The sequence below is a fragment of the Sphingobacterium puteale genome, assembly GCF_050986225.1.
Classification (GTDB): Bacteria; Bacteroidota; Bacteroidia; order Sphingobacteriales; family Sphingobacteriaceae; genus Sphingobacterium; species Sphingobacterium puteale.
In genome coordinates, this window is the sequence record NZ_CP158959.1 from 5297788 (window position 1) to 5313092 (window position 15305).

12 protein-coding genes are annotated in these 15305 nt (G+C 39.2%); 8 read left to right on the forward strand and 4 right to left on the reverse strand.

What is annotated here, in order from left to right; genetic code table 11:
• Window positions 1-354: 354 nt before the first annotated feature.
• Window positions 355-4416 carry a response regulator gene (locus ABTV71_RS22275; RefSeq protein ID WP_433901135.1) on the forward strand — a complete coding sequence of 1354 codons (4062 nt, stop codon included), beginning with the start codon at window positions 355-357 and terminating at the stop codon, window positions 4414-4416.
• Window positions 4417-4765: 349 nt separating this feature from the next.
• Here the strand turns inward: ABTV71_RS22275 and ABTV71_RS22280 are convergent, their stop codons facing one another.
• Complete coding sequence (locus ABTV71_RS22280; protein ID WP_433901136.1) at window positions 4766-5053, reverse strand: hypothetical protein; 288 nt, start codon at window positions 5051-5053, stop codon at window positions 4766-4768.
• A gap of 549 nt (window positions 5054-5602) precedes the next feature.
• Here ABTV71_RS22280 and ABTV71_RS22285 point away from each other — a divergent pair.
• The 3 genes from ABTV71_RS22285 to ABTV71_RS22295 all read left to right on the forward strand — a co-directional run bounded on the left by ABTV71_RS22285 (window position 5603) and on the right by ABTV71_RS22295 (window position 9475).
• Window positions 5603-5941 (forward strand): hypothetical protein, encoded by a 339-nt coding sequence (locus ABTV71_RS22285; protein WP_121126394.1) that lies wholly within the window; start codon window positions 5603-5605, stop codon window positions 5939-5941.
• An 80-nt stretch (window positions 5942-6021) separates the two neighbouring features.
• Entirely contained in the window at window positions 6022-6801 is a 780-nt protein-coding gene (locus tag ABTV71_RS22290; protein ID WP_433901137.1) for a GLPGLI family protein, read from the forward strand.
• Window positions 6782-9475 carry a hypothetical protein gene (locus tag ABTV71_RS22295; RefSeq protein WP_433901138.1) on the forward strand — a complete coding sequence of 898 codons (2694 nt, stop codon included), beginning with the start codon at window positions 6782-6784 and terminating at the stop codon, window positions 9473-9475. Before ABTV71_RS22290 ends, ABTV71_RS22295 begins: the two co-directional genes overlap by 20 nt.
• Window positions 9476-9620: 145 nt before the next feature.
• On the opposite strand, the gene ABTV71_RS22300 is transcribed toward ABTV71_RS22295, so the two are convergent.
• Entirely contained in the window at window positions 9621-9806 is a 186-nt protein-coding gene (locus ABTV71_RS22300) for a hypothetical protein (RefSeq protein ID WP_433901139.1), read from the reverse strand.
• A gap of 231 nt (window positions 9807-10037) precedes the next feature.
• Between ABTV71_RS22300 and ABTV71_RS22305 the strand changes: the two genes are divergently transcribed.
• Complete coding sequence (locus ABTV71_RS22305; RefSeq protein WP_433901140.1) at window positions 10038-12098, forward strand: M48 family metallopeptidase; 2061 nt, start codon at window positions 10038-10040, stop codon at window positions 12096-12098.
• Between the two features lie 60 nt (window positions 12099-12158).
• Here ABTV71_RS22305 and ABTV71_RS22310 read toward each other — a convergent pair whose 3' ends face one another.
• Window positions 12159-12605 carry a hypothetical protein gene (locus ABTV71_RS22310; protein WP_433901141.1) on the reverse strand — a complete coding sequence of 149 codons (447 nt, stop codon included), beginning with the start codon at window positions 12603-12605 and terminating at the stop codon, window positions 12159-12161.
• 421 nt (window positions 12606-13026) lie between these two features.
• On the opposite strand from ABTV71_RS22310, the gene ABTV71_RS22315 reads away from it, so the two are divergent.
• Complete coding sequence (locus tag ABTV71_RS22315) at window positions 13027-13449, forward strand: nucleotidyltransferase domain-containing protein (protein ID WP_433903726.1); 423 nt, start codon at window positions 13027-13029, stop codon at window positions 13447-13449.
• A 325-nt stretch (window positions 13450-13774) separates the two neighbouring features.
• Here the strand turns inward: ABTV71_RS22315 and ABTV71_RS22320 are convergent, their stop codons facing one another.
• Window positions 13775-14701 (reverse strand): 2-hydroxyacid dehydrogenase, encoded by a 927-nt coding sequence (locus tag ABTV71_RS22320; protein ID WP_433901142.1) that lies wholly within the window; start codon window positions 14699-14701, stop codon window positions 13775-13777.
• A gap of 139 nt (window positions 14702-14840) precedes the next feature.
• On the opposite strand from ABTV71_RS22320, the gene ABTV71_RS22325 reads away from it, so the two are divergent.
• Together ABTV71_RS22325 and ABTV71_RS22330 are read left to right on the forward strand one after the other, a co-directional pair.
• Entirely contained in the window at window positions 14841-15122 is a 282-nt protein-coding gene (locus tag ABTV71_RS22325; RefSeq protein WP_262707662.1) for a DUF5777 family beta-barrel protein, read from the forward strand.
• An 11-nt stretch (window positions 15123-15133) separates the two neighbouring features.
• Window positions 15134-15304, forward strand: a complete 171-nt coding sequence (locus ABTV71_RS22330; RefSeq protein ID WP_433901143.1) for a hypothetical protein — start codon at window positions 15134-15136, stop codon at window positions 15302-15304.
• Window position 15305 lies beyond the last annotated feature (1 nt).

Here is a 15305-nt window from a genome sequence, read left to right on the forward strand (position 1 = left end):
CAACCGGGATAAACAAAACTACTTCAAATCGTTTTGGAAGATGTTTGAATAAAGACTAATCATAACCCAAAATGGGATCATTTTAGGCCTAAAAGGCTAAATGATCATGTTTAATGGCTTCACTCTAAATAAGCGTACAATATACACTTATTTGAAAAATATTTGTATCTTTAATCAATATAAACCTAAAAAATCTTAAGGTGGTCTGTCTTTATTCGCAATACAAAACGGATGTATTGAAGCGAAATGCTACCATACGCTAACGTTAAATCTAGGAGATCGAGCGCTGCAACTATGGTTGGGTAAGAATTTTACCAAAACTGGATTGGACAGGTCGAATAAAAGATAATTAAGATGAGCGCATCTATCCGGCAAATAATCGCATTTTTGCATCTATATCTATCCCTAATAACTGCTGTATATAGTCAACAGATGAGACTTGACCCCGTGCCAAAAAATTATGAGCTTCCCTCACTAACGATCAATCAGACGATACAGGATCGAGAGGGATACATCTGGTTTGCATCCACACAGGGCTTAAGTCGCTATGATGCATATAATATCCTGAATTTTAAACTAAGGGATTCAGCGGGGAAAGTAACAAGCCAACAAGCTATTCGAACGCTTGTAGAATTAGAAAATAAACTAATTTTGGGAGGAGAGAAAGGTGTTTATGTATTAGATAAGCGCAATTATAAGGTCTTCCCGCTAAATGATCCACGTGTGGCAACTGTTCGTGTCAATACTTTGATGGTTGACCGTTCGAAACGGCTCTGGATCGGTACAGATGATGGCATTTTTATCTATGACAGTGCATTAATGCCTTTGACAGATGCGCAAAGCGCGCACTTCCTGAATAATAGGATGAGGGGCAAAACTATTAATACGATCTTTCAGGATAGCCAAGCTCAGATCTGGCTAGGTGTCTGGGGAACTGGCTTATTTAAGCTAAGTCTTGGCAACAATAAATTACAGCCTTATCCTAGACTTGGCCCACGCAACAATCCTTTCAAACTCATGGAAGACGATCATGGACAACTCTGGATATGTACTTGGGGAGACGGCATTTATTTATTCAATCCACAGGATCCGAATAATCCATACAAAGAAATTAAAATCAAAAATAAACGCCGTCATGGCGGTAAGGAAGATCTATTTTACAACATCATTCAAGATCGAAGCCGTCATTATATCTGGATTCTCTCTTTCTCAGGGATATCAACACTTCAATATCAAAATGGCCAATTGCAAGAAATCGATCTTTCTAGTTACTTCGACAATACGACGAATATCTTCAACGATATTTACCAAGATAAATATGGGACATTATGGCTTGCTGTCGGAGGCAAAGGAGTGTCAATGTTTAGCTTTAACAAACCAATTGTTAAAAACTATAGTTTCAAACAGATCAAAGCATTATATAGTATTGCCCCGAACCTAAATATGCTCTATCGAGATCATACAGGTATTTTATGGTTTAATCTCGAACGCTTTGGATTTGGTAGCTTGTCCCCAAAAACAAATCAATTAAATACGTATAGTAATTCTAATTTCAGAGATTTGATTTCAATACGCGCAGTGACCTGTGCTACAGATTTTGGAAAAGAACTATGGGTAGGTTCAGCATATGAATCGTCAATAAATGTTTTTCAGAAAACCAACAATAATATTAAATTCTTACGGAAGATCGATTTAATGCAACAGATCGAACACCGGGGAATTCCCTCTTTTTTCGTCTCAGATCGACAAAAACGACTTTGGATCGCAACGACACAGGGACTGCTATTAAAAAAGTCGGAATCAGAAAATATCAGGATCATCCCAGAGATAAAGGATCAACCAGTAGCTATTGCACAAGGTCAACAAAACCATATTTGGATCGCAACCAAAGAAAATGGAATCTATTGTATCGATAACCGTAATCTACGATCCATACTGACTCATCTTGGTAAAGAGACTCCCGGATTAAATAGTGACCAAATTGAGACGATGGATGTTGATCTAGACGGCAATTTATGGATCGGTACCAAAGATAACAGATTATTGAATTATCAACTTGCCACCCGAAAAGTATCGGAAGTCGCCAATAACACATTATTTGAGAAAAACCAGCTTCTTGATGTTATCTGTCTCAACCACAATACTTGGTTATCTACGACACGTAATTTATACAAGATCAACAACGCAAGCAAGAATATCAGTGAATTTTCTGCAGCTGATAGCCTCCAAGTCAATATGTTCTCAAAACGAGCTTTTGCTGTGGATACAAATTCCAATACCATTTATTTTGGCGGTTACAATGGTATCGTTCAACTCAATGATCAAAGTATCTTACCCATTTTCAAAGAAAAGGTCCTTATTTCCGACATAAAAATTAACAATAAGTCCATTATCCTGCAATCAAACCAGGAATTGTTCAGCGATGACCAGACTGAACTAACACTGAATCCCCAAGATCAAAACATTGAAATATCCTTTTCATCACTGCCTTTTACGCAGGAAGATAAGATACGTTATGCTTATAAACTGGAGGGGGTCGACAAAGATTGGATCTACGCTCCTCGAGATCGCATCTTTGCAACATATAACAATTTGAGTAAGGGAAGATATAGATTTTTAGTCAAATCAACTGACTTATATAACAAATGGAATCCCACTTTTACTCAAATTGAGATTATAAAGAAACCTTCATTCTATGAAAGTAATCTAGCCTATTTTATCTACGCCTGCATCCTCGGTGGCATCGTATTGTTTTTTATTAATTACTCCTTCAATCGCCTCAAGTTGAGAGGAGATTTAAAAATCGCTCAAATTGAAAAAGAGAAGGCTAAGGAACTCGCACAATCCAAACTCAGCTATTTTACCAATATTTCACACGATTTGCTGACTCCTCTGACTATTATCTCCTGTTTGGTTGATGATGTTCAGATGTCTACAAATAACAATTTGGAACAATATGATAAAATACGGCTTAATCTAAGTCGGTTAAAACGATTACTGCAACAAATCCTCGATTTCAGAAGAATGGAAAACAATAGCATGAAACTCCAAATCAGTGCATCAAATTTTCCAACTTTTGTTAATCAATTGGGGGATATGCATTTTGGCCCAATAGCCAAAAAGAAAAACATTGTTTTTGAAATTCAACACGGGGACTGTCCAGAAATTCTCTTCTATGACGTCGATAAAGTCGATAAAATTCTTTTTAATCTCTTATCCAATGCTTTTAAATATACAGACCAAGAAGGCAAAATTACACTTACGTATCATGTGGAGGAACGAAAAGAATACAGTTGGCTCCTAATCTATATTCGTGACAATGGTATTGGAATATCTCACGAAGATATAGAGAAAATTTTTACGGTATTCTATACCAATAAATCAACAAAGCATCTTGAAAGTAACGGCATAGGGCTATCCGTTACAAAGCAGCTGATAGAGGCGCATTATGGTGAAATCCGTGTGGAGAGTCAACTCCATATCGGGAGTATGTTTGAGATTACAATTCCTGTAGATAAATCATTCTATTTAAGAAAGGGAATTGAAGTTATGGAACAACCATTCGCCGAAGAAATAAAAAATACCATTGTCGAATCACATGAAACTGAAAAAAAATTATCGAACACCGTCTCAGAGCCAAGGCTGAACCTGTTGCTGGTGGAAGATAATGAAGAACTCAGTTCAACTATGGCCAGCATCTTAGGCCAAAATTACCAGGTACACATAGCTTATAACGGTGTCCTTGGCTTGGAAGTGCTCGAAAACACTGAAATAGACATCATAGTGAGTGATATCATGATGCCTGAACTCGACGGGCTGAATTTTTGCAGAACCATTAAATCCAATGCGGAATTTAACCATATTCCAGTTTTGCTGTTAACTGCCAAGAACAGCATTGAAGATCGTATCGAATGCTACCAAGCTGGTGCGGATGGTTATATCAGTAAACCTTTCGAGGTTAAAGTATTGGAAGCAAAGATCCAAAGCTTTATTATCAACAAACGCTGCAGACAACTGGTTTTCCATAACAATACGAAGATTAACATTTCAACACTCAACCACACACCGCTGGATGAAAAATTTGTTCAAAAAATGATTCAAGTCATCGAAGAATATCTGTCCGATGACCAATTCGACGTCATTAAACTTGGTAATATCTTGGGATTGTCCAAATCCACACTCTATCGGAAGACAAAAGTACTCCTGAATTTATCTCCAAGCGAATTCATAAAAAATATCAGGTTAAAACATGCTTGTCAAATTATGGAAAAAGATAAGTCTATTTCTGTTAGTGAGGTAGCGTTCGAAACAGGTTTCTCGGATCCCCGTTATTTTGCTACTTGTTTTAAAGCAGCATTTGGAATAACTCCGAGTGAGTTTCAAAAGAGATCGACTTCAAACTCCTTCGTAATCTGATAACTTATACTAAAGGGCTGCGACGGTAGTTTTACATTTCCGATCAGAGTACTTTCGAAAAAGGAACTATTAACCTGTGCATTATGCCCTTTTTAGTCAGATTTATATTTCTTAATATTCGATTTAATCAACATATTCTTCAACACCAGCCAAAATGATACAAAAAACTTAATTTTTAGAATTATTGAGAACCTAAAAGCCACATACTTCGATGTGGCTTTACAACATTTATATATTTATTTAAACGATCCCTATTTATATGAGTTGACTGAACTGGATATTTGCCAGCTATCCCCGTCGCGTACCAATGTCACAAGATCAGTCTTGGTAAAGTTTCCAAATTTAAGAGTCACTTTGGCAACCATATGTCTACTGACTCTTCTAAGATGTCTGTGCTTACCGCACAGTTCAACTTCTCTCCTTTTTGTTTTTTCAAAGATTTAACCACTGCTTCACGGTCATGAGATTGTGAATAGGAAGTTTGAATCTTTTGCTTGAAATCTTCGGCAAACAACTGCTCTACTCCTGCTGACTCGCCTTCTGTCGTAACCGCAACATAATGCTCCAGAGCAAAGTCTACGGTTGAAAAGTTAACGTCTGCTTTTTCAGATTTTGATGTTTTTTTGTCAGCCGCCATAGCGAAGGTAGATACGGCGATTAAGGTTGCTGTTACGAATGTTTTTACGAGAGTTTTTTATCGAAATGATTTGTTTTTTATTTGATGATAAAGCATGAGTGCTTTTTAAATACACTCATGATGGTTCATAATGTCTTTATTTTATTGTGTTAGTTTTTTATCTGTTCTTATTTGTTGACTCAAAACTACAACACAATCAGCCCCTAGCCTATGGGCATTAGACCAACGAGCAGGAAAACTCGGTAAATGGCGGGAATGGGAAGGTGAATTTACACTTCTACCATTGTTTTTTAGACCTTATAGCCCAGCCGGATTTTATAAATATCGTTCCCCTATATTGTGCTTGCTGTAAGGCTTTCTCTCAATGAAGCAAAAGGTATCGCCAAGTATACAGAACTAAAAAATCGAATAAATAAGTGCGAATAATAGATCAACCCCCACGAATACCAAACGGTCAAAATCATTTCATTTCCTTGCCCTACTTTTACTGCCAGAGAATTAAAACATGCCAAAAAAAAGCATGTATGGTTTAACAAAAAAAAGTAAAAAATGAAAAAATTAGTAATGAGTTTGGTCGCAGTAGCTGCGTTATCAACTGCGGCATTTGCCGGAACAGGTTCAAAAGCTTCTAAAGAAAATGCAAATGTAAAAACAACCAATTACAAGCTAGCTAAAAAAAACGCTAAGGTTAAAGTTACCGAAGCGTCAAAGGAAAGCAAAAGCATGTTGACAAAATGTGTTTATACCCTAAATGTTTACAATAGCAGCGGCCAAGTGATTGACACCTTCACTTCGCAAACTTACGTAGAAAATTCCTGTTCAGGATTCTTCGCCAACTGCAGAACGATTTATAGACATATGCTTGCAAGTGGCGAACTAGGGATATAGTCTGAGAACTATATTTCAATTGAATTACAATGTAAAAATTTAAGCGGGGCTAAGGCCTCGCTTTCTCCAATCCAACGACCATGTACAAATATTCTTTATTCTTTGTATTCTTATTGGCCACAGCAAATTCTTATGGCCAAAAACTAAAGGCACTGTACGAATACCTGCCATCGCCCATAGCAACTTTTCGGGAAGAGGTTTATTTTCAGGATGGGACAAAAACGTCCGTTCGCGATTCGCTACCACAGCCCAAGCCCAAGGCTACTAGCAATGGTGATGATGAGGAACTGAGCGGCAGTATGTCGGTCACCCTAGATATGGGCAAAATCTACCGGAACATTGTCATCCAAAAAAACAATGCGACGCAACTGCTCGAAACCCGCTCGCTAAAAGGGAGCAACTACCTCGTTAACGACGAGCTTCCGCCCTTAGCGTGGAACACCAACTTCACTGACGTAGATACCCTAGGCAAACATATATGCCACAAGGCCACCGCCATCTACCGTGGTACCACCTTAGTCGCCTACTATACCAACGATATTCCGATACCTGCCGGGCCCTACAAATTTGGTGGCTTGCCCGGGCTTATCGTCATGCTATATAATGAAGGCGCCAACCCGCACTATTGGTTGCTTAAAGAAATTGAATACCCCTACACAGGTGATGTGCCCGTTAACGAAAAATACATAAATACGTTGCCCAAACTCAGCTTAGAGAACTACATAAAAAAAGAAGATTTAGAAACCGAGGAGCGGATGCGCATGATGATGAGCAAAATGCCCATGATGGAAGGTGTAACCGTAGAGCGTAAAAAAGTTCGTGGCAGTGTAGAACAAGTATATGAGTGGGAAAAAAATTAAGCATAGAATAGGATGGCTTTTCCTATGTCTATTGCCTATATTTGGGCAGGCACAGGTAGCCATACATGGGAAGGTCAGCGCCAAAGGCGAGCCTTTAGGCGGTGTACGTATTGATTTGCGCTTTGCCGACGATTCCCGAATGCTGACCTACACCTTTAGTGATGGCCAGGGAAATTACCATTTGCAAACCACACAACGCGGAAAATTCATTTTGCAGTTCAAATCACTTGGCTCGGAACCGCTTAGCCTGGCTATTGCTCCAACACAAGCTGACACCCTTATTGACGTGCAAATGCGCCCCGGTGGTGTACAGCGCTTACAAGAAGTGATTGTACATGCCAAACAACCCTACCGAAATGGCCGAGATACCCTTGAATTGGCGGTAAGCTCTTTTTTGCAGGGCGATGAACGCAACGTAGAAGATTTGCTGCGCAAAATTCCGGGGATCAACGTAGGTAGCGATGGCAGCATCAAAATAGGCAAAAAAGAGGTGGAAAAGGTCATGGTCGAAGGTGACGATTTTTTTGAAAAGGGCTACCGCCTGCTTACGCAAAATATGAGTGTGCAGTCGCTGGAAAAAATCCAGATACTGCAGCGCTATTCCAGTAACAAACAATTAAAAGGCATCGAAAACTCGGACAAGGTCGCCCTTAATCTGCAACTGAAAGCGGATAGCAAAAACCAGTGGCTGGGTTCAGTGGGATTGCAGGGCTCACCAATTGGCCCAAAGTATTATCAAGCCAGCGCTAACCTCATGAATTTTGGCAAGCGCAACAAATACTACCTTTTGGCCAGTGGCAATAACAATGGCTACGATGCCGTAAGCAGCATCAACCACCTTATACAGTCCGGTTCGACCAATGAACCTGGACAAATTGGCGTGGATGTAAGCACGCCTACCCTAATTGACAATACACCCAACCTGCCCAACTTCGATTATCGGCGCACGAATTTCAACAACGACAAGCTTATCTCATTAAATACCATTTTAAATCCGATAGCTGCATTCAAAATCAAATGGCTGGGCTTTGCCAATCCAACAAAAAAATCGTTTTACCGCAATACCGTACAGGAGTATAACTTGGAAGACATCCAATTTACCACAAACGAAAACTATGAATTTACGCGCAAAATCGACAATTATTTTACCAAAGTGGAACTGCAATACGAGCCCAGCCCCCATACCTCACTGAACTATACCGGTACACTGGGATCTCTGAACAGCAATGAGCTGGGTACCCTGATTTTTAATAACATAGCCAGCTTAGAAACTACCAAAAACAAAGGCTACCTCACCAACCACAACCTATCATACAGCTATAAGCTGTCCGAGCGCAAAGCGCTGGTCAGCTCCGTCCGCTTTATCAACCAGCAGTCGCCGGTTGATTACAGTATCAATCAATATTACTACCAAGACCTCTTCGGATCTAACTCGGTGAGCGAGGTTCAACAGCATATAGACAACAACCTGCGCTATCTGGGAGCTACCACGCATTATGTAAGCCGGCAACAAAACGGCAATTTTTTCGAGCTAGGATTGAGCTCAACCTATCAACAGCAAGAGCTCAACACCCTGTTGCGGCTACTGTCTGGCCCCAAAGCGGAGCACAAAACGGTAGTGTATCCACCAAAATTTGCCAATGAAATGACCCTCCGCTTGTTTCAGACTAACATCATTTCTAAATACACGGTTAAGCACCGCAGCTGGGAAATAACTCCCCGTCTGCAATTAGGTATAGCAAACAGCTGGCTGATTAATTTTGAGAAACAAAAACACAAAAACAGCTTGCAACTCTCTCCCGGCCTATCGGGAAAATGGGCCATACACCGCAAAGGGCGGCTGGAAACTGATTTGTTTTTTCAACAGCAGAACTCCAAACTTACCGACCTGATACCTAACTATTACACCACGGGTGTGCGCAATTTCATTAAAGGAATGGATAACATGGCAACCTTGAGCAGTTCGGGCGGAACGCTTCAATACACCTACGGTAATATGAGCGACCGTTTTTTTACCAACCTCTGGATCGGGCATCAGATCCTGTTTGACTATATTGGAACGGAAAGCGACCTCAACCCCAATTTTAACCTCGTGCAACAGCGCTTACTCAAAAACAAAACTCTGACCTATGGTAAGGCCGAGCTGAATTATTTTGTAAAATCCCTAAACGGAAATTTAAAGTTGGATGTGGGCTTCAACACGGTCGACTATGAAAATGTCGTCGTCGGCTTAGGCCTTAGGAAAATTCGTACAGACAGATACGACTATGGGCTTTCGTTCAGAAGTTCGTGGAAATCCTGCTTCAATATGTATACAGGGTATAGCCTACAAACCAACAGCTACCGTATCGAAGGTGAGACAAATACCTTGACAAATAGTCAAGCTTTTTTAAATCTCTTTTTGCGCTTTGGCGACAATCTACAGTTCAGCCTCAAGAACGAATCTTATCGCTTTGGAGCCATGCCCCAACAAAAAAACCAAACTTATTATTTTTCGGACTTCTCAGTATTTTACGAACTCAAAAGATACAAGACCCGCTTTGACATAACAGCCAAAAACATCTTTAACACCCGCTCTTTCAGAAACGCCATGCTCACAGACGTTTCGCGTTCCACCACCGAATACCGGCTCTTGCCCCGGTACATAAGCTTTGGAATAGACTATAATTTTTAAATTTTTAGTAGAGGACTTTCGTGAAAATTGCCGGCCTAATTCAGCTATAAATAACTGGAAAGTATAACGTTACACTTCCATGCGGATAAGAGTGTTATACTCAATCAATATTCAGTACTGCATATGTATTTGCTTGAGATGGCTCTTATTTATAAGTGTTGACTGAACTGGATACTTTCCAGCTATCGCCTTCTCGCGTCAAAATCACGAGATCAGTTTTTGTAAAGTTCTCAAACTTCATTGTCACCTTGGCTACCATATAGTAAATTGACTCTTTGATGATATTGGCATTTACTCCGCAATCCAAGCGTTTACCCTTTTCTTTTTTCAAGTATTTAACAACCGCTTCACCGCTGTTGGTCTTTGCATTGGAAGCTTGAACCTTCTGGCTGAAATCTTCGACAAAAAGTTGTTCTACACCTACCGGCTCTCCCTCGATAGTTGCTGCAATATAATGCTCTAAAACGAAGTCTGCTCTTGAAAGGTCACTAGGAATAAATGGATATTATTTTTTATTTTTATATCAGACAATTTAACAAAAATTATCACTGTTAACCGTTTTATGAAAGTACAAGTATCAGCAAGTTTTAAAAAACATGCACGCAAAACAATTTTATCTATTTTCGTTTTTGCTTTTACCTATATTTTCCTGCTCTTATTTGCTATAGGAATAACAATTGGTTTTACCTTTTTAGGCTTATTAGTCTTTACCTCCAAACCGATGTTCTTAACGGCCATTGCCTGTATAGGTTTGTTCGCCTCCGGTCTTACTGTCTTATTTTTTCTTATAAAATTTATATTCGCTTCGACAAAAGTAGATACCGATCATCTCACCGAAATTACCGAGCATGATGAGCCTGAACTATTTTTGTTGATCCATCAGATTGTTAACGAAGTCGACACCAGCTTCCCAAAAAAAGTATTTTTATCTCACGATGTGAATGCTTCAGTATTTTATGATTCCAGCTTTTGGAGCATGTTTCTTCCAATAAGAAAGAATCTACAAATTGGTGTAGGATTGATCAATGCTGTAACTCAACAGGAATTAAAAGCTATTCTTGCGCATGAATTCGGACATTTTTCACAGAAAAGTATGAAAGTTGGCAGTTATGTTTATCATGTCAATCAAATTATCTACAATATGCTTTACAAAAATGAATCGTTGGACAATATATTTGAAAAATGGGGAAATGTTAGTGGCTATTCGGCTATTTTTATCGGTATATCGGTCTTTATCATCCAACAGATTCAAAACATCCTGAAATACTTGTATAAATATGTTAACCTAAATTATCTGGCATTGTCCCGGGAAATGGAATTTCATGCAGATGAAATTGCAGCTCACGTGGCAGGTTCTAAAGCCCTGGCAGACTCATTGCTGCGTCTGGGTTTTGCAAATCATGCTTTAAATTATATTTTTAATTTTTACGATGGAAAAATCAGCGAAAATATCCGGAGCAACAATATTTATCACGAACAGAATTGTGTGATGCTTCTTCTTGCGGAAAGATCTAGGTATCGAGTTCAAGAAGGATTCCCACAGATCGAATTAGCAACATTAAAAAAATATGATAAATCAAAATTGAATCTCGAAAATCAATGGGCTTCCCATCCGACCGATGAAGAACGCGTGAAAGCCTTGTGGAAACTTGATATCATAAAGAACAATGTTTCAAATGAACCTGCAATTGCTTTACTTTCAAATGGTGCAGCAATAGCTGATCAAATTTCTGAGAAGTTATTTTCGCATATTCAATATCAGCAGGTACCAGCAACTTTGAACCTTAGTGAATTCAAAGATAATTTTGAAAGCCAGATCAACAGATATACAATCGATCCAAAATTTAACGATTTCTATGATTACAACAATCCTCTACTAAAGGGAGACTTAGCTACTGCTGAAGAACTTGAAGAGCTGACATTTGACGAATTGTTTGCAGATCGTAAAATCGAGTCATTATATGAACTCAACAGTCTAAAAAGTGACAAGCATATCGTGGAAGCCATACAAAAGGGAGACATCAAATTAAAAACCTTCGATTATGATGGAAAAAAATATCGGGATATCGATGCCGATGAACTCTTGATAAAAATTGAGAATGACATCCTGGATATAACACGTCAGGTAGATAGTTATAATTATCAAATACATCATTACTTTCAACGATTATCCATCGCACAGGAGCGTAAGGAAGAATTTGATCAGAAATATGACGATTTTGAAGCTTTCTACAAAACATTTGATGAATCTCAAATGATATACGATGATATGAACGAAAACACGGCATTTTTCTTTCAGACTCTGCCATTTGGAGAAATTGAAGCGAGAGTGAGTGATCTCAAAAGAAGGGAAGTATCTTTCAAAAAGAGATTGTCCAAGCTTCTATCACTACGGGAAAACATACAGCCCCCAATGGATGCAACCTTATTGTCAACACTCAATAAATACATCAATACGGACTTACTATACTTTAATGTAGATGAGTACAAAGAGGAAAACCTTCAAATTTTGCTCCAAGCGATTGCAGAATATAAAAGATTACTAGATGATATTTATTTCTCAAAGAAAAAGACATATTTAGATTTTATACTTAGGCTTGAAGAAGACAAAACCCGACAATAAAAATAAAAACCACTTCTTACGACCTGGCCATACAACTTATATATCTGTAAGGAATAACTCTTATTTATACGAATGAAATGATCTGAAAACCTTCCAACCATCATTTTCGTAGGCAAAGGTCGCAAGGTCAGTCATGCTAAAGTTTTCAAATTTCAGTGTAATTTTTACAATCATATAATCTGCCGATTTTTCGACGATCTTGATATTCACTTTGCAGTTCAGAATTTCTCCATTTTGATTTTTCAATGATTGGATCACTGTATTACGCCCGTAGGTCAATATACTGGAAGCCTGTATCTTTTGACTAAAATCCTCAGCAAACAACCGCTCTACGCCCGCTGATTCACCCTTCGTCGTTACCGTAACATAGTGATCAAGGGCGAAGTCTGCTGTGGAAAGATTCACGCTTTCTTCCTTTGATCTTGAGCCAGGTCCTTCTGCTGCCATAGCGAATGCAGATATGGCGATTAAGGTTGCTGCTACAAATGTTTTTGCGAATGCTTTCATAATGTCTTTATTTTGTTAGTTATATTGTTCTTATCTTTTAATTCAAAACTCCTATCTAATATGCATGTAACCTATGGACTTTAGGCCAATGATCTTTGAAAGGTTTTATCACCTGCATGCCAAATACTATACCATGAGCCGAAATAAGTCTATTTATGGCTTCTAGGTCGAATAATGGTTTTTTCAAGTTTTTTTCTAAAAAAGGAGATGTGCGGATTCGAACAGTTTAGAAACATTTTGTTCGCACGCGTACAATCCGCTCTCCACAAGGTACTCGTATACGTCTAAGAAAATCAATGTTTATTGATGATAATATCACCTACCATCTCATTATTTTGAGCTGCATTCCGACCCATTTGTATTATAATCACGGACAAAAAAGCATTATATTGGTATTCAAAACAGATATTATGCAGAGAGCATTTGCAAAAATGTTGTTCAGGTCTTAAAAAGAGATCGGAATATTATTGGATTAGCAGTCGCTGGCTCCTGGCTAACCAGTCAAATTGATAAGTGGTCTGATCTGGACCTGGTTATAGTCACCAAAGAGGATCTGAACGCCGACAGCTCACGGATGGTCGAATATGCTAGCCTCTTTGGCAATCTCTTGTCGGCTTTACCAGGTGAACATGTAGGCGAAAAAAGATTGTTAATCTGTTTATATGACGCCCCTCTATTACACGTAAATATTAAGTTTGTCACTCTTGAGGAATTTTGCATCAGGATTGAAGATCCTATTATTCTATTAGATACCGACAATATTTTACAAAAAGTAATAGACACGACCCATGCACAATTTCCGGTTTCTGACTTCCAATGGATCGAAGACAGATTTTGGACCTAGTTACACTATGGGCTAACAAAAATTGGAAGAGGTGAATATATTGAAGCCCTCGATTTTATGGCATATTTGCGTATGGTAGTATTTGGTCCTCTACGTCATATCAAAAATAATAATCTTCCGAGGCGTGTACGTAAAGCAGAAAATCCCGTCTTAAAATATATGGAAGACTTACGCAACTATTGAAATAATAGAACAGACTCTATCAAATTTGCTAGCCAATGGAAACAATGCTTTTATTTTTCCTGCGCAAAAATTGCTCCTAGTCCGTCAGCTGCCATAGTGAACCGAAAGGGGAAGGTGAAACCTCTGTGGGCAGCACAGATTTCTAATAACCCTTTTTTAAGGAAACTTCGTTGAGCAAAGGTTGCCCAGCAGCCATTCTTCTATAATTATCCACCAATTGCAAGACCGAAGAGCCAATATTTGTCCTACTCGCGACATGAGGTGTTATAAAAATAGAGCTGCAATTCCAAAATGGATGCTCTTTGGGTAATGGTTCTTGTTGAAACACATCGAGGTAAGCGCCGGCAATCTGTCCTTTGTCGATGGCTTCTACTAAATCGTCATCCACAAGATGGGTGCCCCTACCAACGTTAAGTAAAACAGTTCCCATCGGGCAAAAGGAGAAAAACTCATGATTCAAAATTCCGCGGGTGGCATCAGTCAATGGCAAAACGTTCACAATAAAATCCGTCTGCTCAACTGCTGAACTAAGTCCTGCGATACCTGTAAAAGAAATTACCCCCTGTATATTTTTTGGAGAATTGGACCAACCATTAACCTTGAAACCTAGCTGAGCCAATCTTTCGGCGACATACCCCCCTATTTCACCTAATCCTAAAACTGTTACACACGTTTGACCAATGGACTTATACACTAGGGGATGCCAATGTCTTTTCCTCTTTTCTGTAGAATAGGCTGAAAAATTCTTCATTGAATGCATCACACAGGTCAAAACATGTTCAAACATATCGCTTTTTAGCATGTGATCTACAATCCTACAGGTGTGAATATGTGAGGGAATGGTTTCAGGAAATAAATGATCGATCCCAGCTCCCCCAGACTGGATCACTTTTAAATTGGGAAAATGAGCATAATAACCCGCCTCAGGCTTCCAGCAAAGCGCAAACTCGACCTCATCATAGTTTTGGATATCCGGATAGATCTCGACTCTTGTTTCAGGCAAATGCTTATTGATTTCGAGCTTCCATTCTTCGGCTCGGCCGCTATTCAGTATCAATGCTATACTCATATTTCTTTCGTTTATACGAAAATAACATTTATCTTAAAAACAGCAATACGTCTTGATAAACCTCCTACTGAAAACTACCCGAGGAAGGCTATGGTATTGCTTCCACCACGTTTTTCACCGTACCAAGTAATCCCGGTTTATCGAGCATACGGTCGACAACAGGATATCGGTGTCCATTGCATTTTTTGGAAGTACGACGGTATCAGCTATGGGTGCAGCCGAGAATAAGCAGTCGGCGGCAAGTTTCACAGGATTCAGTGACCGGCTATGCCATGTAACGCAGCTGATCATTGCGCGAAAATTCAGTTCGAAATTATCACTGACTGTTGTCCCTTCTTATCTTCATCGGAATTATATAGCGTACAATGACCAAAATGATCTCTTTGCACTTGGGATTGGCGGTCGGGGTCAAAGTCAGTAATCGGATGGCGCTTGTCGCAGACTATATATTTCCTTTCCGGAAAATCATCAAATAAAAAATATCGCAAGGAAGTGAGCGGTCAGCGCTATTATAATGCACTGGGTGTCGGTCTGGAAATGGACACCGGAGGGCAAAAGTTAACGCCGAATTGTCGCCACGCTGTAGCGACAATTCAGCGTTAAT